20 protein-coding genes and 2 tRNA genes are annotated in these 23,693 nt (G+C 73.1%); 12 read left to right on the forward strand and 10 right to left on the reverse strand.

Translation table 11 applies throughout. The features are described 5' to 3' along the window. Window positions 1-251: 251 nt before the first annotated feature. The 3 genes from AC07VC_RS09790 to AC07VC_RS09800 all read left to right on the forward strand — a co-directional run bounded on the left by AC07VC_RS09790 (window position 252) and on the right by AC07VC_RS09800 (window position 4,094). Window positions 252-1,091 carry a C40 family peptidase gene (locus AC07VC_RS09790; protein WP_494676488.1) on the forward strand — a complete coding sequence of 280 codons (840 nt, stop codon included), beginning with the start codon at window positions 252-254 and terminating at the stop codon, window positions 1,089-1,091. A gap of 361 nt (window positions 1,092-1,452) precedes the next feature. Beyond that, the gene (locus AC07VC_RS09795) at window positions 1,453-1,950 is read left to right on the forward strand and encodes an HNH endonuclease (protein WP_494676487.1); all 498 of its coding nucleotides are present in this window, start codon (window positions 1,453-1,455) and stop codon (window positions 1,948-1,950) included. A 71-nt stretch (window positions 1,951-2,021) separates the two neighbouring features. Next, window positions 2,022-4,094, forward strand: coding sequence for a prolyl oligopeptidase family serine peptidase (locus AC07VC_RS09800; protein WP_494676486.1), 2,073 nt, complete (start codon window positions 2,022-2,024; stop codon window positions 4,092-4,094). Between the two features lie 139 nt (window positions 4,095-4,233). Here the strand turns inward: AC07VC_RS09800 and AC07VC_RS09805 are convergent, their stop codons facing one another. The 3 genes from AC07VC_RS09805 to AC07VC_RS09815 form a co-directional block, all read right to left on the reverse strand. Further along, window positions 4,234-5,004, reverse strand: coding sequence for an AfsR/SARP family transcriptional regulator (locus AC07VC_RS09805; RefSeq protein WP_317229574.1), 771 nt, complete (start codon window positions 5,002-5,004; stop codon window positions 4,234-4,236). Window positions 5,005-5,248: 244 nt separating this feature from the next. Then, window positions 5,249-6,661 carry a PT domain-containing protein gene (locus tag AC07VC_RS09810; protein ID WP_494676485.1) on the reverse strand — a complete coding sequence of 471 codons (1,413 nt, stop codon included), beginning with the start codon at window positions 6,659-6,661 and terminating at the stop codon, window positions 5,249-5,251. Window positions 6,662-6,881: 220 nt separating this feature from the next. Then, window positions 6,882-7,235 carry a histone-like nucleoid-structuring protein Lsr2 gene (locus AC07VC_RS09815; protein ID WP_317229576.1) on the reverse strand — a complete coding sequence of 118 codons (354 nt, stop codon included), beginning with the start codon at window positions 7,233-7,235 and terminating at the stop codon, window positions 6,882-6,884. A 448-nt stretch (window positions 7,236-7,683) separates the two neighbouring features. Here AC07VC_RS09815 and AC07VC_RS09820 point away from each other — a divergent pair, with 448 nt between their 5' ends. Beyond that, the gene (locus tag AC07VC_RS09820) at window positions 7,684-9,228 is read left to right on the forward strand and encodes an SNIPE associated domain-containing protein (RefSeq protein WP_494676484.1); all 1,545 of its coding nucleotides are present in this window, start codon (window positions 7,684-7,686) and stop codon (window positions 9,226-9,228) included. Between the two features lie 173 nt (window positions 9,229-9,401). On the opposite strand, the gene AC07VC_RS09825 is transcribed toward AC07VC_RS09820, so the two are convergent. Together AC07VC_RS09825 and AC07VC_RS09830 are read right to left on the reverse strand one after the other, a co-directional pair. Further along, window positions 9,402-10,937, reverse strand: coding sequence for a DNA/RNA helicase domain-containing protein (locus tag AC07VC_RS09825; protein ID WP_494676483.1), 1,536 nt, complete (start codon window positions 10,935-10,937; stop codon window positions 9,402-9,404). A 226-nt stretch (window positions 10,938-11,163) separates the two neighbouring features. Further along, window positions 11,164-11,484, reverse strand: a complete 321-nt coding sequence (locus tag AC07VC_RS09830; RefSeq protein WP_317229579.1) for a nucleotide pyrophosphohydrolase — start codon at window positions 11,482-11,484, stop codon at window positions 11,164-11,166. Window positions 11,485-11,625: 141 nt separating this feature from the next. Between AC07VC_RS09830 and AC07VC_RS09835 the strand changes: the two genes are divergently transcribed. Beyond that, on the forward strand, window positions 11,626-12,738 hold the full coding sequence (locus AC07VC_RS09835) for a type I restriction endonuclease (protein WP_494676482.1): 1,113 nt from the start codon (window positions 11,626-11,628) through the stop codon (window positions 12,736-12,738). Between the two features lie 19 nt (window positions 12,739-12,757). Here AC07VC_RS09835 and AC07VC_RS09840 read toward each other — a convergent pair. Then, window positions 12,758-12,829: transfer RNA gene (locus tag AC07VC_RS09840), tRNA-Arg, on the reverse strand. Window positions 12,830-13,098: 269 nt separating this feature from the next. On the opposite strand from AC07VC_RS09840, the gene AC07VC_RS09845 reads away from it, so the two are divergent. Together AC07VC_RS09845 and AC07VC_RS09850 are read left to right on the forward strand one after the other, a co-directional pair. Continuing rightward, window positions 13,099-16,824 (forward strand): DUF4011 domain-containing protein, encoded by a 3,726-nt coding sequence (locus AC07VC_RS09845; RefSeq protein ID WP_494676481.1) that lies wholly within the window; start codon window positions 13,099-13,101, stop codon window positions 16,822-16,824. Beyond that, window positions 16,824-17,090 (forward strand): hypothetical protein, encoded by a 267-nt coding sequence (locus AC07VC_RS09850; protein WP_494676480.1) that lies wholly within the window; start codon window positions 16,824-16,826, stop codon window positions 17,088-17,090. Before AC07VC_RS09845 ends, AC07VC_RS09850 begins: the two co-directional genes overlap by 1 nt. Before the next feature lie 40 nt (window positions 17,091-17,130). Here AC07VC_RS09850 and mscL read toward each other — a convergent pair whose 3' ends face one another. Genes mscL through AC07VC_RS09865 form a run of 3 tightly spaced genes read right to left on the reverse strand, consistent with a single transcriptional unit; the run spans window position 17,131 to window position 18,673 of the window. Then, window positions 17,131-17,613: a large conductance mechanosensitive channel protein MscL gene (gene mscL, locus AC07VC_RS09855; RefSeq protein ID WP_104235094.1), complete on the reverse strand. Its 483-nt coding sequence runs from the start codon at window positions 17,611-17,613 to the stop codon at window positions 17,131-17,133. A 28-nt stretch (window positions 17,614-17,641) separates the two neighbouring features. Continuing rightward, window positions 17,642-18,091, reverse strand: a complete 450-nt coding sequence (locus AC07VC_RS09860; RefSeq protein ID WP_104235093.1) for an FmdB family zinc ribbon protein — start codon at window positions 18,089-18,091, stop codon at window positions 17,642-17,644. A gap of 6 nt (window positions 18,092-18,097) precedes the next feature. Next, entirely contained in the window at window positions 18,098-18,673 is a 576-nt protein-coding gene (locus tag AC07VC_RS09865; protein ID WP_104235092.1) for a 5-formyltetrahydrofolate cyclo-ligase, read from the reverse strand. A 40-nt stretch (window positions 18,674-18,713) separates the two neighbouring features. Between AC07VC_RS09865 and galU the strand changes: the two genes are divergently transcribed. The 4 genes from galU to AC07VC_RS09885 all read left to right on the forward strand — a co-directional run bounded on the left by galU (window position 18,714) and on the right by AC07VC_RS09885 (window position 21,663). Further along, window positions 18,714-19,610, forward strand: coding sequence for a UTP--glucose-1-phosphate uridylyltransferase GalU (galU, locus tag AC07VC_RS09870; protein WP_317229583.1), 897 nt, complete (start codon window positions 18,714-18,716; stop codon window positions 19,608-19,610). Window positions 19,611-19,733: 123 nt separating this feature from the next. Next, a complete protein-coding gene (locus AC07VC_RS09875) occupies window positions 19,734-20,375 on the forward strand; it encodes a GNAT family N-acetyltransferase (protein WP_317229585.1) in 642 nt (213 codons plus the stop codon). Between the two features lie 177 nt (window positions 20,376-20,552). Further along, window positions 20,553-21,515, forward strand: a complete 963-nt coding sequence (locus AC07VC_RS09880; RefSeq protein ID WP_494676478.1) for a hypothetical protein — start codon at window positions 20,553-20,555, stop codon at window positions 21,513-21,515. 75 nt (window positions 21,516-21,590) lie between these two features. Next, window positions 21,591-21,663: transfer RNA gene (locus AC07VC_RS09885), tRNA-Ala, on the forward strand. Between the two features lie 62 nt (window positions 21,664-21,725). Here AC07VC_RS09885 and AC07VC_RS09890 read toward each other — a convergent pair. After that, complete coding sequence (locus tag AC07VC_RS09890) at window positions 21,726-21,998, reverse strand: toxin-antitoxin system YwqK family antitoxin (RefSeq protein WP_494676477.1); 273 nt, start codon at window positions 21,996-21,998, stop codon at window positions 21,726-21,728. Window positions 21,999-22,064: 66 nt separating this feature from the next. Between AC07VC_RS09890 and AC07VC_RS09895 the strand changes: the two genes are divergently transcribed. Continuing rightward, window positions 22,065-23,687, forward strand: coding sequence for a DUF7059 domain-containing protein (locus AC07VC_RS09895; protein WP_494676476.1), 1,623 nt, complete (start codon window positions 22,065-22,067; stop codon window positions 23,685-23,687). Window positions 23,688-23,693: the final 6 nt, after the last annotated feature.

Consider the following 23,693-nt stretch of genomic DNA (forward strand, 5'->3'; position numbering starts at 1 on the left):
TCCCTCAGGATGACAAACGAGGGCCCGTCGCTTACTCTCGAACAGGCCCGACCGACCACCACAGAGGTTCCGGGCCCGGTGCAGGGCGTCTCGACACCCGTCCCCTGCACGTGTACCCCTCGACGACCTTGGAGGGACGGGGCGCCAGCATGCCCGGCGTCGAGACGCAGGAGGTTGACAACTTGGCCCATGGTGACATCAGCGGTTCCGTCGGGAACCCGTCCGACCCGACTCGACCGCCCGCACCCGGGATGGATCGTCTGCCCACTCGCCGCGAGCTCCGCGCCGCCGAGAACGCGAAGGCCGTCCGGCCCCGTCGCGACTCCGCGACCCGCACCCTCCAGACCCCCGCTCCCCGCCTGAGCCCGGCTCCTGTCGGCCGCTCGCGCCGCACCAAGGCCGCCAACGCGGTCGTCATGACCTTCGTCACCGGCCTGGTCGGCGTCATGGCCATCCCCGCCTACGCCGCGGGATCGTCGCTCGAGACCACCACCAGCGCCGAGGGCACCTCGCTGCAGGACTACACGGCGGCGAACGCCCAGGTCGTCACCGCCGACAGCGCCTCGTCGGCGCCGGTCGAGGAGGAGGGCTTCACCGCCACCTCCGTCGCCGAGCTCAACGAGCAGAAGGCGGCCGCCGCGCGCGCCGCCCTCGCCGAGCAGCGTCGCACGCAACTCGCGTCCACGGCCACGAGCTACACGGGGGCATCCGCCACCCAGCTCGCGTCCAACCCGATCTACCAGGGCACGTCGGCCTCCGGCGTCTCCGCCGTGGCCCGCCAGTACCTCGGCGTCCCCTACGTCTTCGGCGGCGAGACCCCCGCGGGCTTCGACTGCTCCGGCCTCGTGAAGTACGTGTTCGCGCAGTTCGGCCTGAACCTGCCGCACTCGGTGCGCGCCCAGCACAACGCCGGCCGCGTCGTGTCCCGCGCGGAGGCGCTGCCCGGCGACATCGTGGTCTGGAACGACTTCAGCCACGACGGCATCTACACCGGCAACGGCATCTTCATCGACGCGCCGAAGCCCGGCGACCACGTCAAGGAGCGCCCGATCTGGAGCCAGAACGTGCACTTCGTCCGCCTCCTCGGCTGACGACCCGCACCAGCTCGACCCGTGACGGGCCGGCGGCACGCATCCTCCGCGATGCGCCGCCGGCCTTCGTCGTCCCCCGGGACAAACGGGGGGCCCTGGGCTACCCTGTGCGGTGAGACGTCCCTCGACCCGCCCGGGAGCCCCGATGACCACCGCACGCCACATCCGAACCATGGATGCGCACGTGCGCCACGGACACCGGCACCATCCCCGGGTGGGCATCCACCTGGTCCACCCGAGCGGTCACCCGCTCTCCTAGGAGGCATCGCCGAGCACTCGGCGGTGCCTTCGCGTGTCCCCGGGGGCGGGGCGCCTCATTCGGATTCCTGGAAGCCGTCCAGGCCGGTCTGAGAGGGATGTCGTGCGCACCTTGGTACTCAACGCGGGCTTCGAGCCGCTCGCCGTCGTGTCGTTCAAGCGGGCCCTCGTGCTCGTGCTGAGCGGCAAGGCCACCATGCTCGCCCAGGACGAGGAGCACCCCATCCTCGGCAACGGCGGGGTCTGGGGCCGCCCGTCGGTCATCCTCCTCACGCGGTACGTGCGGATCCCGCATGCGCGCCGCGTGCCCGTCTCGCGCCGGGGCGTCCTCCGGCGGGACGGCGGCCGCTGCGCCTACTGCGCGCGGAACGCCACCACGATCGACCACGTGATACCGCGCTCCCGCGGCGGCATGGACACCTGGGAGAACCTCGTCGCCTGCTGCCTCTCCTGCAACAACCGCAAGAGCGACCGCACGCCCGAGGAGATGGGCTGGACGCTGCGCACCCCGCCGCGCGCCCCGCAGGGCAGCGGCTGGGTCGTGAGCGGGATGGAGCGACCCGCCCCCGGCTGGGACGAGTTCCTGGCGCCGGCGGCCTGAGCCGAGGGGCGTCCCGCGGGCTCCGGGACGCGAGCAGGGGATCCTCCGGACGCCGTCCGTAGGCTGAGGGGATGACCGCCGACGCTCGCGACACCGTGACCCCCGACGACCCCTTCCTCTGGCTGGAGGAGATCCACGGCGACCGGGCGCTGGCCTGGGTCCGCGCGGAGAACGAGCGGACGCTCGCCCGGTCGCCCGAGGAGTCGCGGGCCGGGCTCACGTCGGAGCTGCTCGAGGTGCTGGAGTCCGACGAGCGCATCCCCTACGTGACGCGGCACGGCGAGCACCTCTACAACCTCTGGCGCGACGCCGACCACGTCCAGGGCCTCTGGCGGCGCACGACCCTCGACGAGTACGAGGCCCCCGCGCCCGAGTGGGAGGTGCTGCTCGACCTCGACGCGCTCGGCGAGGCGGAGGGCGTCCCGTGGCAGTTCGCGCGCGCGCAGCTGCTGACGCCCGCCCGCGACCGCGCGCTCGTGTCCCTCTCACCCGACGGCGGCGACGCCGTGGCGGTCCGCGAGCTCGACCTCGGCTCCGGCCGGTTCGTCGAGGACGGCTTCTCCGTGCCGGTCGCGAAGACGATGGTGTCGTGGATCGACCGGGACACCGTGTTCGTCGGCACCGACTTCGGCCCCGGGAGCCTCACGGAGAGCTCCTACGCGCGCACCGCGCGGCGCTGGAGCCGCGGACAGGCGCTGGCCGACGCGCCGGAGGTCCACGCGGTCGCCGCGACGGACATGCTCGTGCACGTCACGCACGACCCCACGCCGGGCTTCGAGCGCGACGTGGTGCGCGAGGTGCCCGACTTCTTCACGTCCCGCACCCTCCTGCTGACGGACGCGGGCACGGTGCGCGTCGACGTGGCGGAGGACGTCGACGTCGACCTGCATCGCGAGTGGCTCGTGCTGCGGCCGCGGACCGACACCGAGATCGGCGGCGTCGTGCACGCGGCCGGGTCGCTCCTGGCGGCGCGCCTCGACGACTTCCTCGCGGGATCGCGCGAGGTGGCGGTGCTGTTCGCGCCCACGTCGTCGCGGAGCCTCGAGGACTGGGCCTGGACGGCGGGGCACCTCGTGCTCACGCTGCTCGAGGACGTCGCGAGCCGGATCCGCGTCCTCACGCCGCCGGCGGCCACGGGCTCCGGCGGATGGCGGGTGGAGGACGTCCGCGTGGGGACGCCGCTGGCGTCCGTCTCCGTCGTCGCGACCGACCGGGAGACCGACGAGTACTGGCTGGCCGTCACCGGCTTCCTCACGCCGCCCACGCTCCTGCACGGCGTCGTAGGCGAAGGGGGGCCGCGGCCCGTCAAGGAGCAGCCGGCGTCGTTCGACGCCCGGGGCCTCGAGGTCGCGCAGCACTTCGCCGTCTCGGACGACGGCACCCGCGTGCCCTACTTCCAGGTGGGGCCTCGGGACCTGCCGCTCGACGGATCCGCCACGACGCTCCTGTCGGGCTACGGCGGCTTCGAGAACAGCCGACTGCCCTCCTACAGCGGCGTCGTCGGCCGCGGCTGGCTCGCACGGGGCGGCGTGTACGTGCTCGCCAACATCCGCGGCGGCGGTGAGTACGGACCGGCCTGGCACCGGGCGGCGCTCCGCCAGGACCGCCACCGCGCCTACGAGGACTTCGCGGCCGTCGCCCGTGACCTCGTGGCCCGCGGCGTCACCGTCGCCGCGCGCCTCGGCTGCGAGGGCCGGAGCAACGGCGGGCTGCTGGTCGGCAACATGCTCACGACCTACCCGGAGCTGTTCGGCGCCGTGGTCTGCGGGGTCCCGCTGCTCGACATGCGCCGCTACACGCGGCTGTCGGCGGGGGCGTCCTGGATCGCCGAGTACGGGGACCCGGATGTGCCGTCCGACTGGGAGTTCATCCGCACCTTCTCGCCGTACCACAATGTCCGGGCCGGGGTCGCGTACCCGCCCACCCTCGTCTACGCCGCGACGAGCGACGACCGCGTCGGGCCCGTGCAGGCGCGGAAGATGGTCGCGCTGCTGGAGGAGACGGGCGTCGAGGACGTGCGGTACTTCGAGAACACGGCCGGCGGGCACGGCGGATCGGCCGACAACCCGGCGACCGCGCGGCTGCAGTCGCTCATCCACGCGTTCCTCTGGGAGCGGCTCGCCGGCGTGACGGCGGGCGCGTGACGACGGGCGCCTGACCCGGGAGCCGGGTCCCCGGGTCCGCGCGGCGGTGTCGGCCGGGCCGGTGCACGTCCGCGGGCCGGTGCCCGTCCGCGGGCCGGTGCCCGTCCCCGGGCCGGCGGTCGTCAGCCGGCCTGGCGCGTCAGCCGATGCGGCGGACGGCCACGGGACCGGTGCGCTGGCGCAGGCCGGCCACGAGGTCCGTCAGCATGGCGGTCGGCTGCAGGCCCACCTCCCGGTCGAGGCGCGCGCGGTAGTCGGCGAAGGCGCGGAGGGCGTCGGACTGGTTCCCCGCGGCCACGTGCACGGCGATGAGGCAGCGCTGGGCCGTCTCCCGGAGGGGGTCCACGTCGATCGCCCGGCGGGCTGCCCGCGCCGCCTCGTGCAGGCGGGCGCGTAGGCGCAGCGCGTCGGACTGGGCCTCGAGGGCGTTGACCCGCAGGTGGCGCCACTCCTCGGCCGCCGGCTCGAGCCAGCCGTCGAACCAGTCGGGCAGGAGAGCCGCACCGAAGAGGTCCACCGCCGCGGGGGAGAGGTCGGCGTCGTCCGGCACGTCGTGCTGCGGTTCGAGCAGGCGGGCCGCGGTCGCACGGGCCGCGCGGAGGTCGACCGCGACGGCCTCGTGCAGCTCCAGGCCGCCGGAGGAGGAGTCCACGATCTCGCGTCCGCCGGAGCCGAGCCGGGCGATGGCGGATCGCAGGCTGGACGCGGCCCGGCCGTCGCGCGCCTCGGGCCAGAGCTGCGCGGCGAGGGTGCCGCGGTCGGCGGGGCGCGTGCGGATGGCGAGCGCGGCGATCAGCCGCCGGGTGCCGTCGGAGAGGGCGACGCCGGTCGGGTCGAGGACGGCGGACCCGGCGTCGTCGGCGCCGAGGCCGGCCACGCGGAAGCCGCCGAGCACCTCGATGCGGATCATCGGATCGTCCCCGGCAGGGCGACCGGCGGGAGCCCGGGCGAGGCGCCGGCGGGAGCGGAGGCGGTGCAGCGGCTCGCCGAGCGGACCCTGCCGCGCCGCGCCCCCTGATGCATCACGCACCTCCGTGGGGGTCACATTATCCGTTCGCCCCCTAATCCCCACCAGTGGAGTGCTTTTCGGGCTACCCGCGACGGAGCGCCCATCGGCCGGCGATGGGCGCTGCGTCGTGCGATCCGCGGTGCGGCTAGCGCTGGGCGGAACGGCGGCGTGCGTTCAGCCCGAGCCCGAGCGCACCCAGGACGAGGGCCGCCAGGCCCCAGCCGATGGTGGGCGTCGGGTCGTAGCCGGTCACCGGCAGGGATCCATCGGGCGTCGTGCCGCCGGGCACGACCGGAGCGACCGGCGTGCGGGTGGCGGACGGTGTGGCCGACGGCAGGGGCGTGCCGGTCGTCGGGGTAGGCGTCGGGGCGGAGGCCGTCGGCGTCGGGGCGGACGCCGTCGGAGTCGGGACCCCGGGGGTCGGGACGGGGACGGTCGCGGTGGGCGTCGGCGCGGTCGCCGTGGGGGTGGGTGCGGTGGCGGTCGGGGTCGGCGCCGTGGGCGTCGGCACCGGGGCGGTGGCCGTGGGCACCGGGACGGTCGGCGTGGGAGCCGGGACGGTCGCGGTGGGGGTCGGTGCCGTCGGCGTGGGGACCGGGACGGTCGCGGTCGGGATCGGCGCCGTGGGCGTCGGGACCGGCGCGGTGGCCGTCGGGGTGGGAGCGGGCGGCGTGGGCTCGACGGTGGGCTCGACGGTCGGGGCCACGGTGGGCTCGTCGGTCGGGGCGATCGTGGGCTCGACGGTCGGCTCGTCGGTCGGGGCGACCGTCGGCTCGTCGGTGGGTGCGACGGTGGGCTCGTCGGTCGGCACGACCGTGGGCTCCTCGGTCGGCTCGACGGCGGGCGTCACGAAGTTGCGGATGACGGTGGTGCAGCGGACGATGCTGCCGGCGGCCGCGGATCCGTTGCACTGGTCCACGGGGACCCGGAGCGCCGAGGACGTCGTGGAGGACGTGGTGACGGTGCACTCCACCGTGCTCCCGCCTCCGTTGCCCGAGCCGTTGCACTGGGTGACGTCCGCATTCGTGGTGGACGACTCCGGGTTGCAGGCGGATGTGCCCCCGCCCTCACCGGAGCCGACGCACTGGTTGACCGTGGCGGCGGTGGTGGTGCTCTCGCCGACGATGTTGTTCGTGATGTCGACCGTGCAGATCACGTTGCTGCCGCCCGCGGCGACCGCATTGCACTGCTCCACCGCGTTGACGATGATGCCATCGCGCTGCGACACCGACGTGGTGCAGAGGGGCGCTCCCGCCGCTCCCTGGCAGACGGTGGTGGTGACGGTGGACGAGCCCACCTGCGTGGCGATGTCGATGTCGTTGACGACGGTCACGTCGCACCGGACCTCGACGCCGGCGCCGGTCGGCGTCGAGTTGCACTGCGACGCGGTCTCGAGGGAGACGGCGGCGGATGCGGTCTGCACCTGGCCGGTCATGCCGACGACGGCGACGAGCGCGATGAGCGCGGCGCCCGCGGAGGCGAGGACGCGTGCGCGGATGCGCCGGCGGGGGCGGGTGGTGGTGGTGGCGTTCCCGGGTGATGCGAGGTGTCTCGGCACGGTGCTCCTTCTTCCCCGCCAGGGTGCCCGCGGGTCCGCGACCGCCCTGCGACGCGGGCGTGACGCGGGCGTGACGCGCGGCGCGGCGCGGACGCCGATCCGCGGGGCGACGGGGATGCGCGATTCATTACGGCGCACCCGCGGGAACGACGACGAGGGCCGGTCCTCAGCGGATCGGCCCTCGTCATCGTGCTGCGCGCGTCGTGCGCGCGTGTCTCGCCTACTTGTTGGCGCGGTACTCCTCGAGCAGGTCGGCGGAGATGCGCCCGCGCTCGGAGACCTTGTGGCCGTGCTCGCGGAGCCACTCGCGCGCGGCGCCCAGGTCCTCCTTGGGAGCGCTGGAGGAGGAGCGGCGCGCGCCGCCGGCAGCTCGGCCCGACGAGGCGCGACCGACGCGCCGAGCGCGGTCGACGTACGTGTCGAGCGACTCCCGGAGCTTGGCGGCGTTGGCGTCGCTCAGATCGATCTCGTAGTTCACGCCGTCGAGCGAGAAGGGGACGGTCTCGCCCTTTCCCTCTTCGATGACGACGCCGTCGATGTCGTCGACGAGCGTGGTGACAACCTTGCGAGCCACGTCTCTCCCTCTCATTTGCAGATGATGCACCGGATGATGCGACGTCCGTCACGATACCGCCTTTCCCGGTGAATTCCGTGCGACCACGCGAATGGGATGTGGAAATGCGGGGGGATACCGGGATCCATGCGCTGCGCATGCATTCCCGTGGCGGCGACATCATGTCGTCGGACGATTCGCGGTGCGGCGCGGGGAGACGGAATGCATTCCGCATCGGCGGCCACGGAATCTCCCCATATGCGGAATAGTGCGCACGACGCGGAATGCGCGTCTCGGCATGCGGGAGGCCCCGCTGAGCGATGTTCCGCAGGCACTCCCGGTGCGATCGTCGGCAGGCGCGGGGGCGTGGGCGGGCTCGGTGCACGCGGGCGGCCACGGGGGGGGGGGCGGGTGGCGCGGCCTCGAACGGGGGCTCCTGGGCGGTCGGGAGCCTGCCTAGCCTGAGGGGATGAGCGCTGCCGCCGGCTGGTACGAGGACCAGGACCCCCGCTTCGTCCGGTGGTGGGACGGCGTGCAGTGGACCGATCACGTCCATCCGCGACAGGACGGCGCGCCTGCCGCCGCGGAGGAGCGTGTCGCCGACGCCGCACCCGCCGTCGAGCGCCTCTCGAGGCGGGACGCCCGGCGGCGCGCGGCCGATGCGGAGGCGCGCGTCGCCGAGCTCGAGGACCTGGTCCGGCGCCACGGGATGCGCGCGTTCGACGAGGTGGACGACTACCGGGCGCACGCGCGGGCAGAGGCGGAGGCCGTTCGACGCACCGGGGAGCAGGCCGCCGAGTCGCTCGTCGCCTCGGCGCGGTCCGAGCGCGACGGGATGCTGGCGGACGCGGAGGCGGCCAGGCTCCGCGCCGAGGAGGAGCTCCGGGCGGTGGACGACGCCATCCACGAGCGCATCCAGGCGCGCCTGGCGCTGGACGACGAGATCGCGGCCGCGCGCAGCCGGCTGGTCGAGGTCACCGCCACGGCGGAGCTGCAGGAGGTCGGCCTCTTCGACTACGAGCACCCGGCGGAGTCGTCCGCCGAGCTCGCCTCGCGCCTGGAGGCGCTGCGCTACGCGATCAAGAACCGGGTGCGCGACAAGCTGGCGGTGACCGCCACATCGGGATTCACGTTCAACGGCTCCGAGGCCCAGGGGCGGAAGTTCGTCGGCGACATGTCGAAGGTGCTCCTGCGCGCCTACAACGCCGAGGCGGAGAACGCGGTCAAGGCGACGAGGGCCGGCAACCTGCACGTCGCGCAGACGCGCCTCTCCCGAGCGGCGGAGCAGATCGCGCGGAGCGGCACGATGATCGACCTGCGCATCCAGGACGGATACCACGAGCTCCGGCTGGAGGAGCTCCAGCTCGCGAGCGCGCACCTGCGGGTGCTCCAGGCGGAGAGGGAGATGGAGCGGGAGCGCCGGGCGGAGCTGCGCGAGCAGGCGAAGGCCTCGGCGGAGCTGCAGGCGGAGCACGACCGCTTGGACAAGGAGCGCGCGCACTACGCGGCGACCCTCGCGGCGCTCGAGAGCAAGGGCGACCTCGAGGGCGCGGCGCGCATGCAGGCGCGCATCGACGACGTGGACCGCGCGCTCGTCCAGGTCGACTACCGGGCGGCGAACGTCCGTGCGGGATACGTCTACGTCATCTCGAACGTCGGGGCCTTCGGCGAGCGCATGGTGAAGATCGGCATGACGCGCAGGCTCGAGCCGATGGACCGCGTCGTCGAGCTCGGAGACGCCTCCGTGCCGTTCCGCTTCGACGTCCACGCGCTCTTCTTCGCGGACGACGCGGTGGGAGTGGAGGCCATGCTGCACCGCACGTTCGCGGAGCACCGCGTGAACCGCGTCAACCTCCGGCGGGAGTTCTTCTACGTGACCCCGGACGAGGTGCTGGACGCCCTCCAGGCGCACGCGGTGGAGATCGTCGAGTTCGCCCTGCACCCGGCGGCGGAGGAGTACCGCGCCAGCCGGGCGCTCGAGGCGCAGGGGCCCGTTCCGGTCGCCGCCGTCTGACCGTCCGCTGTCCGCATGCCCTGGGGGGCCGCCCCGGACGCCGGCGGCCGTCGGCGTCGCCGCGCGCCGGAGGCGTCTCGAGACCCGTCGGCTGCCCCGTGTCGGACGAGCGCAGGAGGAGGCTGGAGGGCCGGGGCGACCGGGGCTCCGCTCTCGTGCCCGGCGGGCCCGGCCTACGTCGTCGGGATGTAGCGGCGGAGGTGCTCGCGCAGCGCGGGATCGACGACGTGCACGAAGGTCCCTCTGATCCCCCTCGTCATGAGCACCGCGTAGATGTTGCTGATGAGCAGCCGCAGGTCGTCGTCGGAGAAGGCGATGCCGAGCGTCGGGTTGTTCTCCTGGCCCTTCTTGTCGAAGTAGGAGCCCCGATCCATGACCATGAGGCCCCTCTCCACGTCGTAGCGGAGATCCGACCCGATGATGACGCCGGCGTAGTTGAGGTCGTACCCCTGCACGGTGTGGATAGAGCCGACCTCGTCCAGCGCATTCGACGATGCGATCCAGTCGCGCTGGGTGCTGTTCCAGCGCGCGCGGTAGTCGCCGATCACGATGTCGAACGCACCGGGGTCCCTCCTCGACACCCACTCCCATGCGTAGCCCGCCACCATGCGCGCGAGCCCGTGCTCCCGGTCGCGGTCGCGGATGGCCGCGTGCATGTCTCCCACGTCGTCGAACATGCGGAACTCGTAGTCGCCGAGAGCATCCGGCGTCAGCGGCGACTCCGCACGCGGGCTCGGCGTCGCGCCGAGGATGCGCCGGACGTGCCCGACGTAGTCCGTCCCCGCCCTCACGCGCATCTGCGACATGAGCGGCTGCCATCGGCGATCTCGTCGGGCCTCGGCGATGACGCCGTCGATGGTGTCCGCACCGAGGTCGGCGGGTCGTATGCTCTGCGCGGGGTCGAGCATGAGGATCCGATGCGTGCTCTTCGCGCGGATCCAGTCCAGCTGCGTCCTCTGCTTGTCGTCGTCCCCGAAGAGAGCGACGGTGATGTCCTCGAACTTGCGGTTCAGCGGCCCGGAGGCCTGGTTCGCCCGGCGGTTCAGGCGATGCGCCTCATCGACGACGAGGAGGTCGAAGCGGGTCGCGCTCTCGCCGACCTGGAAGGGCGTCAGCACCTCCACCCCCTGGAGGCCCGGCGTCCGCCGGAACACCTTCCTGGCGCTCTCGCGCAGGGACTGCTGCGGGATGACGAACCCCGTGCGCATCCCCTGGAGCGCTTCGCGATTCTCCCCGAGGAAGAAGTCGGCGAAGACGGAGTCGGCGTCGAGCGCGTCGTCGACCGGGAGCCGCCCGATGTCGGCGATCAGCTTGAGGAGGTAGACCCCCATCACGGTCTTGCCGGTGCCGGGCTCGCCCTGGATCACCGTCGTGCTCTCCATCCCCGTCTGCCGGTCCGACACCAGCCCCTCGAGCACCTGTTCCAGCGCGAGCTCCTGGTCCGGCGACAGCGCCTTGAAAGGAGACAGCTTGAACAGGTCGTCGTTCTCGATCTCCGCGATGGAGCGATGGAAGAGCCCCTCGCTCCGGAGCTCCTCGAAGACGCGCTCGAACTCCGCGGTGTAGGTGACGCGGTCGTAGTAGTCCGCGTTCGTGATCCCGATGTTGCGGTTGAGGACGGTGTAGACGCCGTCACCGGAGAAGAGGTCGATGAGCCGCGACTCGAAGTCCAGGCACGCGGACTTGTTGGCGTTCTCGCCGACGATCACCCGGGCTGTCGCCAGGTGTCCGCGTGCGTCGGACCTGAGGTGCTGGGTGAGGCGTGCGGCGGCCCGCAGCGACTCCCCTACGTAGACGTCGTGGGGTGCACGACCTCCTGCCCGCTTCCCCGCGGGTGGACCTTCCAGGACGTAGACCACGGGCCAGTTCGCGTTGCGTGGATGCTCCGCTCCCCATCGAGCGACCGTGTCGCTCGAGAGCTCGACCCGACGCACGTCAAAGCGCGTCATACCGGGTGCTGCGTCCGCGGGCCTTGCCGACGGGGTACTTGGCTCGAGTGACGGCCAGCTTCTCCCGCACGATCTCGTCGGGGTCGAGGCCCAACCGCTCCGCGAGCAGCAGGCAGTAGGTGAGCACGTCGGCCAGCTCCCCCTCCACCTGCGCGGGATCCCCGTCGGCGTCCCACTGGTAGCACTCGAGCAGCTCGCCGGCCTCGATCGCGATGCTCTTGGCCAGGTTCTCCGGCGTGTGGAACTGCGCCCATTCGCGTTCGGCGACGAAGGCCGCGAGCTCGTCGCGCACGTCCCGGCTGGCCATGCGGTCACGGTATCAGGGCGGGGGGCGCAGGCCAGGGCGCCGGACTCCCCGCCCACGGCCCCCAACACTGGGGGCGATCAGATCTCCCTGACAGCGCATGGACCTCCGCATCGTCGGGAGCACCGAGACGAGGGAGTCCCCATGGAATTCGCCGAACGCCTGGCCGCACTGGCACTGAAGGTGCGCAACCAGCGCGACGCCATCCAGACGGAGGAGGCGACGAAGAACGCGTTCATCATGCCGTTCATCTCCACGATCCTCGGATACGACGTGTTCAACCCGCTCGAGGTGGTCCCCGAGTTCACCGCGGACCTCGGCCTCAAGAAGGGCGAGAAGATCGACTACGCGATCATGCGCGACGGCGAGGTCCAGATCCTCATCGAGTGCAAGAAGTCCACGGAGCCGCTCAAGATCGAGCACGCCTCGCAGCTCTTCCGCTACTTCGCCGTCACGAACGCCCGCATCGCGGTGCTCACCAACGGCGAGGTCTACCACTTCTACACGGACCTCGACGCGCCGAACCGCATGGACGAGAAGCCGTTCCTCGTGCTCGACCTCGCCGACATCGACGAGACGCTGCTCCCCGAGCTCATGAAGCTCACCAAGGACGTGTTCGACCTCGACTCGATCATCAGCGCCGCGGGTGAGCTCAAGTACGTGGGCGCGCTGAAGCGGGCGATCACCGCGGAGTTCCGCGAGCCGACCGCGGAATGGGTGAAGCTCCTCACCCGCCGCGTGTACGAGGGGTCGTTCACCGAGAAGGTCCGCGAGCAGTTCACGACGCTCGTCGGGAAGGCCTCGAAGCAGTACCTCAACGAGCAGGTGAACGACCGCCTGAAGACGGCGCTCGGGGCACCCGCGTTCCCGTCGGCGCCGACCGCGCCGTCGACCGACGTGATCACCAGCGAGGAGGCCGTCGTGGCGGACCTCGACCGCGACACGGAGATCGAGACGACGCTCGAGGAGCTCGAGGGCTACCAGATCGTCAAGGCCATCGCCTGCAGCGAGGTGAAGCCGCAGCGCGTCGTGCACCGGGACGCGAAGTCCTACCTGGCGATCCTGCTCGACGACAACAACCGGAAGCCGATCGCCCGCCTGCACTTCAACGGCAAGAAGCAGAAGTACCTCGGCCTCTTCGACGCGCACAAGGTCGAGACGCGGCACCCCCTCGGGTCGCTCGACGAGATCTACGCGCACGCGGACGCCATCCGCGAGGCGATCCGGGCGCATGCGGGCGAGGCGATCGGCGCGTAGGTCCGCGTCGGACCGGAGGTGCCCCTGGAGGGACTCGAACCCCCAACCCTTTCCTTAGGACGGAACTGCTCTTCCATTGAGCTACAGAGGCTGACCGGCCCATGGTAGCGGAGCGGGGACCGGGTGTCGGGGCCCGCGGTCCCGGCGCGACGGCCGCCGGGAGCACGCCGTCACGACCGACCCCGCCGCGCGGTGCCGGTGGTCGACGCGGCTCCCGGATCCGCTCCCGCGCCGCCTTGCCTGCCGGTTTCCCCACCCGACGCGTCGTACTGTTGCCGGGTGTGGCGTGCCAATGAACGATCCGACGACGACGACGACCTGCTCTCCGGGTTCGCCGCCGAGCCTCTTGAGGACCCCCACGTGAATGCTTCCCACAACGGCACCAGCCCCCACGACCTCCGCGTCGGCGACGTGCACCTGGGGAGCGGCAACGTGGCCGAGCCCCGCTGGCGCGAGTGGCGCGAGCAGCTGGCCGGCATCGGCGGCCCCTCGCCGCTCCTCCACTTCGTGGACGCGCCGGGCTCCCGCATCGAGCTGAGCACCACGCACCCGGGCGGCCTCGCGCAGTTCATCACGGGCAAGACGACGCTGCTGTCGTCCCTCATCCGCGACGAGCTCGCCCTCCGCAGCGCCCGCAAGGCGGCGAACCGCATCACCCAGAAGGGGATCGAGCTGGTCTCCGCGCGGGGCATCGAGTCGATCCACCTGGCCATCGGCCTCGCCGAGTGGCGCTTCGCCGACGAGCAGTTCCGTGCGCCGGTGCTCCTGCGCCCGCTCGCGATCCGCCGCCACGGCAGCGACTACGAGGTGCGCCTCAAGGGCCAGCCGTTCCTCAACCCGGCGCTGGCACGGGCGCTCGAGGAGCAGTTCCAGATCACGCTCGACGCCGACTCGTTCGTCGCGCTCGCCGTGCAGAACGGCGCCTTCAAGCCGCAGCCCGTCATCGACCGCCTGCGCGGCCTCACCTCGCACCTGCCGGCCTTCGCCGTGCAGCCGCGCCTCGTCGTCTCGTCCTTCGCGGAGGTCGGCCGGGCGCTCGCCGAGGACGCCGCCGACCTCGAGCACCTCATCATCGACGCCATCGCCGGCAACCCCACCGCCAAGTGGGGGGTGGGCGAGTCGTACGCGCCGGTGGACCCGATCCCGCAGGACCAGCGCCCGCCCGTCACCGACACGCTGCTGCTCGACGCGGATCCCGAGCAGGAGTACGTCATCGCGCAGATCAACGCGGGCAACTCGCTCGTGGTGACCACGCTGCCCGGCACCGGCGGCACGCAGACCATCGTCAACTCCATCGGCTGCCTCGTCGCGCAGAACAAGCGCGTGCTCGTCGTGAGCCCGCGCGCCTCCTCCCTGAAGGGCATCGGCCAGCGCCTCGCCGACGTCGGGCTCCCGGGACTGGCGGTCGCGCCCAGGTCCCTCAAGCGCGACGTCGTGCAGTCCATCGTGCGCAACGAGAAGGCGGCCCCCGCGCAGACCGCCGAGGTCGACGACGCGCTCGTCCGCCTCCGCCACGTGCTGCTCGACTACCGGTTCGCGCTCGGCCGTCCCGACCGGGACCTCGGCGTCTCCGTGCTCGACGCCCTCGGCGAGCTCTCCCGCCTCGCGCTCCTGCCGAGCCCGCCGGCGACGACGGCGCGCCTCACCCGCGACGCCGTGACGGCCATCGCGCACGACCGCGCGAGCGCCGCCGCCTCCCTCGTGAAGGCCGCGAGCCTCGGCGAGTTCCGCTACGGTCCGGGCGACTCGCCCTGGTACGGCGCCACGTTCTCCACGAGCGCCGCCGCCACGCACGCGCACGACCTCGCCAAGCAGCTGTCCGCCGACGGCCTGCCGCGCCTCGTGGAGCGCGCCGACGAGCTCATCGGGCAGACGCGGATGCGCGCGTACAGGTCCATCGACGAGCTCGGCGTGTACCTCCGCCTCCTGCTCGACGTCCGCGAGACGCTCGACAAGTTCCAGCCGGTCGTGTTCGACCGGTCGCTGAGCGAGATCATCGCGGCCACCGGATCCCGCCGCGACGCCCCCGAGATGACGAGCATCACCCGCCGTCGCCTCCGCAAGCTCGCCCGGGAGTACGTGCGCCCCGGCGTCCACATCTCCGACATGCACGAGAGCCTGAAGGCGATCCAGAAGCAGCGGATCCTCTGGCAGCGCTACGTCGCGGTCGGCTCGACCCCCGAGGTCCCGCGCGGGATCTCGGACGTGCACGCGCGCTACCAGGAGGTCGCCGCCGACCTGAGGGTGCTCGACGAGCCGCTGAGCATGGTCACCCGTCCGACGCCGCTCGCGGAGCTGCCCGTCGACGAGCTGCGGGAGAAGGTCGCCCAGCTCGCCGAGGACAGCGAGGTGCTGCAGAACCTGCAGGAGCGCACGTCGCTCCTCGCCGACCTCCGCCGCCTCGACCTCGACCCGCTGCTGCACGACCTCTCCGACCGGCACGTGCCGCAGGAGGCCGTCGCCGCCGAGCTGGAGCTCGCGTGGTGGCAGTCCGTGCTCGAGCAGATGCTCGCGGGCGACAAGGCCCTCCTCAACGCGAACACGAGCGTGCTCGACCGCCTCGAGTCGGACTTCCGGCTCGTGGACGAGGCGCACGCCACGGCCAGCGCCGGCCTCCTCGCCTGGCAGCTCGCGGAGACGTGGAAGATCGGCGTCGTCGACTGGCCCGAGGAGGCGCACCACCTGCGCCAGCTGCTCGGCGGATCCGCCCCCGTCGACGCCGCGGCCCTGCACCACTCCGCGCCGCACCTCTCCCGCACCATCGCGCCGGTCTGGCTCGCGTCGCCCTACGAGGTGCCGGCCATCACGGACGAGATGCCGTTCGACGCCGTGTTCCTCGTGGACGCCGGCGCCATGACGCTCGCGGAGGCGCTCGGCGGCATCCGTCGCGGCAAGCAGACCGTGGTGTTCGGCGATCCCGTCACCCAGACGCCGTCGCCCTTCACCATCGCGGTGGTCCCGAAGCCCGAGCGCTCGACGCCGCAGCTCGCGGACGACGACTCGACGCTCGAGGAGCGCCACGCCGACTCCGCGCTCGCGCGCCTCGGCGAGCTCCTGCCCACGCTCTCCCTCACGCGCAGCTACCGCGCGGGCGGCGAGGACCTCGCCGAGCTCGTGAACCGCCGCTTCTACGGCGGCCGCATCCAGTCCCTCCCGTGGGCGGGCACCTTCCTCGGGCACGGCAGCCTGTCGCTCGACTTCGTCGCCGACGGCCACGGCATGCCCGACGAGGACACCGGGGCGGTCGAGAGCGTCGACGCCGAGGTGATCCGCGTGGTGGAGCTCGTCCTCGACCACGCGAGCCACCGCCCCCGCGAGTCGCTCATGGTCATCACCGCCAGCGCCCGGCACGCGGTGCGCGTGCAGCAGGCCGTCCTCCACGCCGCCGCCAAGCGCAGCGACGTCACCGAGTTCTTCATCGGCGACCGCGCGGAGCCGTTCATGGTCGCGACGCTCGAGCAGTGCGTCGCCCAGAGCCGGGACCGCGTGATCTTCTCGGTCGGCTACGGCCGCACCCCGCACGGCCGCGTGCTGTCGAACTTCGGCTCCCTCGCGGCGCCCGGCGGGGAGCGCCTGCTCGCCGTCGCGATGACCCGCGCGCGCCGCTCGATGGTGGTCGTGTCCTGCTTCCAGCCCGGCGACATCGACCAGGACCGGATGAAGCACGGCATCGTCGCGCTCGCCCAGATCCTCTCGGAGGCGGAGGCCCGCTTCCGGGAGGACCCGATCCCGGACGACGGCGACGCCATGCTCGTCGACCTCGCGCGTCGGCTGGAGGGTCTGGGGCTCGCCCCCGCCCTCGGGCACCGGGACAAGCTCGGCCTCGTCGCGTCGTACGGCGGCCGGGCCATCGCCATCGAGACGGATCCGGTGGTCAACCAGACGAGCCTCCGCGAGTCGCTGCGCCTGCGTCCCGAGATGCTGAAGCGCCTCGGCTGGCACTACCTCCGCGTGCACTCCTTCGAGCTGTTCGCGGATCCGGACGCCGTCGCCCGTCGCATCGCCACGGCCCTCGGCGCGATCTCCGACGCGCACCCGATCACGGCTCCCGTCGAGGTCCAGCCGGGCGCGCACCGGGCGGAGTGATGCCGGAGCGCGACGCGTCGGACGGACCGGAGGCCGCGGCCCCCGAGCCGACGGGCGCAGGTGAGGGGGAGCGCCGACCGGTCCGCCGATCGCGTCGGGCCTCGACCGCGCCGGTCCCCGGATCCGACCCCACCCCGCAGGCCGACGCCCACGAGGCCGCGGTGCGCGCCGCCGAGGACGCGCCGCAGGGCTGGGGCGACGCGCCGGCCGCGTCGGACGCGAACGACGACCGCCTCCGGCTCGACCGCCCGCCCCACTGGGGCTGACGGTCGACGCCGGAGGCGGTCGGACCGTGCGGATCGCGCGCTAGGCGGGCTTCCCGGGCTCGGCCACGTGCTGGCCGGTGGACGACGGGATCGTGTGCGCGCCCTCGGGCGACGGCTTCCCGGCGAGCAGGTCCCGGATCTCGATGAGCAGCTCGGCCTCGGTCGGCGGCACGTCCTTCGGCGTCGCCTCCTCGGCGGCCTTCTGCTTCGCGAACGCGACCTTCTTGAGGTGGTTCACGGGCAGCACGAGCGCGAAGTAGACGACGGCCGCGACGATGAGGAAGTTGATCAGCGCCGCGAGCACCGCGCCGAACAGCAGGGTCGCCGGCTCGCCCGATGCGGTCGGGATGTCGACCTTGAACGCGTCGGCGAGCGTCGACGCGTTGAACAGCGCCCCGATCAGCGGGTTGAAGACGGACGTGACGATCGCGGTGACGATGGCGGTGAACGCCGCGCCGATGACGACGGCGACCGCGAGGTCGATGACGTTCCCACGGAGGATGAACTCCTTGAAGCCCTTCACGGGTGCTCCTGTCAGGCAGGCCGTCCGATCAGGTGGACGGCGACGACGATCCCGACCCGGATGAGCTGGGACCCGAGGGGTTCCTCGGGGTCACCGTACCGGAGCCCTGGCCCGTGGACCCGGAGCCGGAGGAACCGGATCCCGAGCCGGACGAGTCCGACGAGCCGCCGCCGGAGGAGGACGGCTCCTTCTTCGCCGCGGAGCCGGAGTCGCCCGACCCCGAGGACGCCGCGGCGTCACCCGACGAGGACGAGGACGAGGAGGACCCGGACGACGACCGCGACCGCTTGGCCGCGTCCTCGGTGCGCGAGTCGTTGCGGTAGAAGCCGCTGCCGGTGAAGCTCACGCCGACGGCGGCGAACAGCTTCCGGAGCTTGCCGCCGCACACGGGGCACTCGGTGAGGGAGTCGTCGGTGAACGCCTGCACGATGTCGAAGGCGTTGCCGCACACCGTGCAGCGGTAGGAGTACGTGGGCATGGGTCCCTAGAAGGAGTGGATGAGGGTGGGGGTCACGATGCCGTCGACCGGCATGTCGTGCTTCTCCCGCGGGAGCTCGTCGACGAACTCGGCGTCGAACACCACAGCGTAGACCGGGGGGCAGGCCTCCATCGAGCCGAGGGTCTTGTCGAAGTAGCCGCGGCCCCAGCCCATGCGCATGCCGCCCTGGTCGACCGCGGCGGCCGGCACGACGATGAGGTCGACGTCGTTGATGGCGATCGGGCCGAGCAGCTCGCCCACCGGCTCGGGCAGCCCGAAGAGCCCCTCGGTCTCGGTGCCGTCGCTCACGACCCAGTCGAGCAGGCCGTCGTTGCGCGACACCGGCAGGAGCACCTGGCGCCCGTCGGCGTGCAGCCACTGGAGGAAGGGGCGCGTCGTCGGCTCGTCGACCGTGGACAGGTAGCAGGCCACCCGGCGGGCGTCGTGATCGGCCACGAGCTCCGTCAACCTGCTGGTCAGGCCGTGGGCGGCCTCGTCGCGCTCGGTGGAGGTCATCTGCCGACGACGCTCCCGCAGCTGGGCGCGGAGGGCCCTCTTCTCGTTCCCGACATCGCTCGGCATGGGTCGAGTCTAGGTATGTTCGCCCGCTACGCTCGATCGCATGGTCACCCACATCACGAAGGCCGTCATCCCCGCCGCGGGACTCGGAACGCGATTCCTGCCCGCGACGAAGGCGATGCCGAAGGAGATGCTGCCGGTCGTCGACCGGCCCGCCATCCAGTACGTGGTGGAGGAGGCGGTGGGAGCGGGGCTCCACGACGTCCTCATGATCACGGGCCGCAACAAGACGGCCCTCGAGAACCACTTCGACCGCAACGCCGAGCTCGAGGCGACCCTCCAGCTCAAGGGCGACGACGCGAAGCTCCGCAAGGTGAACGAGTCCACCGACCTGGCCGACATGCACTACGTGCGCCAGGGCGACCCGAAGGGCCTCGGCCACGCGGTGCTGCGCGCCGAGATGCACGTCGGCCGCGAGCCGTTCGCCGTGCTCCTCGGCGACGACATCATCGACAAGCGCGACGTGCTCCTCTCCCGCATGATCGAGGTCCAGCTCGAGCGCGGTTGCTCCGTCGTCGCGCTCCTCGAGGTCGACCCCTCGCAGACGCACCTCTACGGCGTCGCCACGGTCGAGGAGACGGACGACGACGACGTCGTGCGCATCACCGGCATGGTCGAGAAGCCCGCCGCCGGCACCGCGCCGTCCAACCTCGCCATCATCGGCCGCTACGTGCTGCGCCCCGAGGTCTTCGACGTGCTCCACAAGACCGAGCCCGGCAAGGGCGGCGAGATCCAGCTGACCGACGCCCTCGAGAAGATGGCCGCCGCGCCCGAGTGGACCGGCGGGGTGTACGGCGTCGTGTTCCGCGGCCGTCGCTACGACACCGGCGACCGGCTCGACTACCTGAAGGCCATCGTCCAGCTGGGCGTCGACCACGAGGACCTCGGCGAGGGCCTCCGCGAGTGGCTGCCCGAGTTCGTCAAGACGCTCGAGCGCTGATCCGCGCTCCGGGCGCCCGGGCGCGGCACGACGACCAGCCGGGGAGCGCGATCCCGGGAGCCGGCCGACCCGGCGCCCGCGGCGAGGCCTAGGGTGGGGGACGTGCCGCAGACCGTACCCACCATGCGGGACGGGCGCATCTCCGTCCGGCCCATCCGGCTCCGCGACTCGCGGAGCCTCGAGCGCTCGCTGCTCGACAACCGGTCATGGCTCCGCAAGTGGGAGGCGACCAGCCCCTACGCGCCGATGGCGTTCGACACGCGTGCCAGCATCCGGTCGTTGCAGGCCAACGCCCGCGCGGGGCTCGGGGTGCCGCTGGTCATCGACTACGACGACGAGTTCGCGGGCCAGCTGAACGTGTCGTCCATCGCCTACGGGTCGCTCTCCAGCGCGACCATCGGCTACTGGGTCGGGCAGGAGTTCGCGGGCAGGAACGTCACGCCCACGGCGGTCGCCCTCGCCACCGACTACTGCTTCACCACGCTCGGCCTGCACCGGATGGAGATCTGCATCCGCCCGGAGAACGCGCCCAGCCTCCGGGTCGTCCAGAAGCTCGGCTTCCGGTACGAGGGGCTCCGCCGCCGCTACATCCACATCAACGGCGACTGGCGCGACCACTTCTGCTTCGGCCTGGTCGTCGAGGAGCTCTCCACCAGCGTGCTCGCGCGCTGGAAGGAGGGCGGCGTCGACCCCGAGTGGTCCCGCGTGCCCGAGGCCGACGTCGAGGCGGCCGCGTCGCCGCTCGCGGTGCAGCGCCGCATCTGACCGGGACGCGTCCCGTCGCGGCGCATCCGACCGCACCGCGTCCTCCCGCACCGCGTCCGACCGCGCAGCAGCCGGCCCCACCGCAGCCAGCCCCGTACCTGCGGATGCGCCGGTCCGGCCGTGGACACGCGGCGCGCTTCCCGCGTCGCGCGCACCGGACCTCCTAGCCTCGTGATCATGCAATCCGGCGGCATCATCATCGCGCTCTCCGCGGTGCTCTGGCTCGCCTACCTCCTGCCCACGTGGCTGCACCGGCGCCAGTACATGGCGACCGAGCGCAACGCCGTGCGCCTCCAGCAGACCCTGCGGATCCTGGCCGAGACGGCCGAGGTCCCCGACGCGGTGCGTGCCGAGACCCGTGCCCGCAGCGTCGTCGAGCATCAGCGCGCCCTCCGTCGGGCCGCCGAAGAAGCCGAAGCCGCCGCGCGTGCGCGAGACGCCGCCGCCCAGCGCGCCCTACCGAAAGTGGCCCCCGTGACCGCATCGTCGCCCTCCGCCGCCACGCGCCTCCGCCGCAGCCGCCTCGCCGCGACCGTGGTGCTCGCCCTCGCCCTCGTCGGCGTGGTCGTCGGCCTCACGCAGGTCGCCGCGGCCGGCGCGTGGACGCTCCTCGTGATCTCCTCGCTCGCCACCTTCGGCTCGCTCGCCTTCCTGCAGCGCATGTCGCAGGTCGCCGCGGCGCGACGGCTCCAGGCGCCCGAGGCGCGGTCCCTCCCGCGCACGGGCTTCATGGACTTCCACGAGGCGGCCCCGCCCGCGGCCGAGCCGGTGGCGGAGCGCGAGGAGGGGGAGTCCTGGACCCCCGTGCCCGTGCCGAAGCCGCTCTACCTGTCGCGGTCGCAGGCGCCGGGCCCGCGTCCCGGCGCGGGTCGGGCGCCCGCCACCCCGATCTCCCCCGCCGAGGAGATGCGCCGCGCCGCCGCCGCCTCCGAGGAGACGCTGCGCCGCGCGCACCTGGAGCCCGAGGTCGCCCGCCTGGCCGCCGAGGAGGAGGCCGTCGCGGCGGCCCCCGCCGCCCCCGCGGCCCGCACGCCGTCGGCCCCCGACAGCCGCTTCTCCCGCATGGGCATCGTCGACGACGCCCAGCCCGGCATGGGCGACCTCGACGAGGTCCTGCGCCGCCGCCGCGCGGTCGGCTGAGGAAGCGCGCCGTCCCCACGGCCGCGCTCGCGGTCGGAGGGCCCCGCGCGACGTGGTAGTCTCGTGGAGTTGTCAGGGCCTATGGCGCAGTTGGTAGCGCGCCTCGTTCGCATCGAGGAGGTCAGGAGTTCGAATCTCCTTAGGTCCACAAGAACCCCGCTCCGGCGGGGTTTTTGCTTCCCCCCCCGCTCGTGCCAGCCTTCGCGCGCCTCAGCCGGCGGCCGGGAAGCGCGTGACCTTGTACGGCGCCCCGGACCGGTCGTAGGTGGTCCACTCGCCCACCTGGCGGCCATGGTCGAAGGATCCCGAGCGCAGCATCGTGCCGTCGAGCCGGTACCACGTCCACTCGCCGTGCTCCCGGTCGCCGAGCATGCCGCCGCGGCCGCGCACCGAGCCGTCGCGGTGGAGGACGGTCCGCTCGTGCCGGCGTCCGGCAGCGTCGGCGTCGTCGTCGGCGTCGGCGGCGGTCGTGTCCGGGTCCATGGCCCCACGCTAGGGGCACCGCCCGCGGCGGGCCAGCGGTCGGCGCGCCCCGGTTAAGATCGACCGGTGCCCCGACCCGCGATCCCGTCCGTGACCATCGCGACCCCGGAGGTCCGGGCGCTCCGCGCCGATCTCGAGGCGGCTCCCTTCACGCTCGCGTCCGCTCTCGGCGTGTGGGGCGACGCCGCCGGCCAGGCGCTGCACCGCGGGAACCGGATCCCGGCCCGCCGCGCGGTCGCCGCTGCGCGCGTCGGCGGGCGCCTCCCGGCACCGGCCGCCCTGGCGGCCCTGTTCGTGCTCGGCGACGCCGTCGACGCGGACGACCTGCGGGCTGCCCTCCCGACGCTCGGCATCGAGGGCGCCGCGCGCCTCGGCCTCGTCGAGGTGGACGGGGACCGGGTGCGACCGGCCGTCGACCTCCGCCCGTACGGCTTCATCGACGCCCACGGCGTGGGCGAGTGGTGGATCGCGTCCGACCTGGGCGAGCTCGCCACCGGCGGGGCGCTCGACGAGGACCACGTGCTCGGGGTCGGCGGGGCCTCCGCGACGCTCAGCGGCCTCATGGTCTCCGCCCCCGTGGCCTCGGCCCTCGACCTCGGGACCGGATGCGGGATCCAGGCCCTGCACGCCTCCCGGCACGCGGAGCGGGTGGTCGCCACCGACATCTCCGCGCGGGCGCTGGCGTTCGCGGCGCTGAACGCGGCCCTCAACGGCGTGACCACCATCGAGCTCCGGCTCGGCAGCCTCTTCGAGCCCGTGGCGGGGGAGCGGTTCGACCACATCGTCTCGAACCCGCCGTTCGTCATCACCCCGAGGACGGAGGGCGTGCCCGCCTACGAGTACCGCGACGCCGGCCTCGTCGGCGACGCGCTCGTGGAGGGCGTCGTCGCGCAGCTCGCCGAGCACCTGACGCCGGGCGGGATCGCGCAGCTCCTCGGCAACTGGGAGCACCGTGCCGGCGGCCCCGGCCTCGAGCGGGTCGCCGGGTGGCTCGACGCGGCCGCCCACCGCACGGGCACCGGGCTCGACGCGTGGATCGTCGAGCGGGAGGTGCAGGACGCGGCGCTCTACGCCGAGACGTGGATCCGCGACGGCGGCACCCGCGCGGGCACCCCGGAGTCCGAGGCGCTCCTCGACGCGTGGCTCGACGACTTCGCGGCGCGCGGGGTGGAGGCGGTCGGCTTCGGGTACCTCACCCTCCGCCGGCCCGCGACGGGCGCGCCGACGCTGCGCCGCCTCGAGCGGCTCCCCGGAGGCCTCGGCCACAACCCGACCGGCCTCGGCGACCACCTGCACGCATCGCTCGCCGCGCACGACGCCCTCGCCCGCATCGACGACCGGGTGCTCGGCGGACTCGCGCTGGTCGTGGCCGGCGACGTCACCGAGGAGCGGCACTACTGGCCGGGCGCCGAGGACCCGACGGTCATGACGCTCCGGCAGGGTGCCGGCTTCGGCCGGGAGGTGCCGCTCGACACCGGGCTCGCCGCGCTCGTGGGCGCGTGCGACGGGGAGCTCGCGGTCGGCGCGATCGTCGACGCCGTCGCGCAACTCACCGCCGTGGACGCGGAGGCCCTCCGCGCCGAGCTGCTCCCGCGGATCCGCGCGCTCGTCGCCGACGGGTTCCTGCTGCTCCCGGGGGCCGTCGCCGCGGAGGACGGACCCGCCGACCGTCCAGGACGCGACGCCTAGGATCGC

It is taken from the genome of Clavibacter sp. GW821-FHT01D01, assembly GCF_059422605.1.

What these genes read in the sequence shown, in the direction of transcription:
- AC07VC_RS09790 (WP_494676488.1), top strand. Translation starts at nt 252, where the DNA reads ATGGATCGTCTGCCCACTCGCCGCGAGCTCCGCGCCGCCGAGAACGCG.
- AC07VC_RS09800 (WP_494676486.1), top strand. Translation starts at nt 2,022, where the DNA reads ATGACCGCCGACGCTCGCGACACCGTGACCCCCGACGACCCCTTCCTC.
- AC07VC_RS09805 (WP_317229574.1), bottom strand. Translation starts at nt 5,004, where the DNA reads ATGATCCGCATCGAGGTGCTCGGCGGCTTCCGCGTGGCCGGCCTCGGC.
- AC07VC_RS09820 (WP_494676484.1), top strand. Translation starts at nt 7,684, where the DNA reads ATGAGCGCTGCCGCCGGCTGGTACGAGGACCAGGACCCCCGCTTCGTC.
- AC07VC_RS09830 (WP_317229579.1), bottom strand. Translation starts at nt 11,484, where the DNA reads ATGGCCAGCCGGGACGTGCGCGACGAGCTCGCGGCCTTCGTCGCCGAA.
- AC07VC_RS09835 (WP_494676482.1), top strand. Translation starts at nt 11,626, where the DNA reads ATGGAATTCGCCGAACGCCTGGCCGCACTGGCACTGAAGGTGCGCAAC.
- AC07VC_RS09850 (WP_494676480.1), top strand. Translation starts at nt 16,824, where the DNA reads ATGCCGGAGCGCGACGCGTCGGACGGACCGGAGGCCGCGGCCCCCGAG.
- AC07VC_RS09860 (WP_104235093.1), bottom strand. Translation starts at nt 18,091, where the DNA reads ATGCCCACGTACTCCTACCGCTGCACGGTGTGCGGCAACGCCTTCGAC.
- AC07VC_RS09865 (WP_104235092.1), bottom strand. Translation starts at nt 18,673, where the DNA reads ATGCCGAGCGATGTCGGGAACGAGAAGAGGGCCCTCCGCGCCCAGCTG.
- galU (WP_317229583.1), top strand. Translation starts at nt 18,714, where the DNA reads ATGGTCACCCACATCACGAAGGCCGTCATCCCCGCCGCGGGACTCGGA.
- AC07VC_RS09875 (WP_317229585.1), top strand. Translation starts at nt 19,734, where the DNA reads ATGCGGGACGGGCGCATCTCCGTCCGGCCCATCCGGCTCCGCGACTCG.
- AC07VC_RS09880 (WP_494676478.1), top strand. Translation starts at nt 20,553, where the DNA reads ATGCAATCCGGCGGCATCATCATCGCGCTCTCCGCGGTGCTCTGGCTC.
- AC07VC_RS09890 (WP_494676477.1), bottom strand. Translation starts at nt 21,998, where the DNA reads ATGGACCCGGACACGACCGCCGCCGACGCCGACGACGACGCCGACGCT.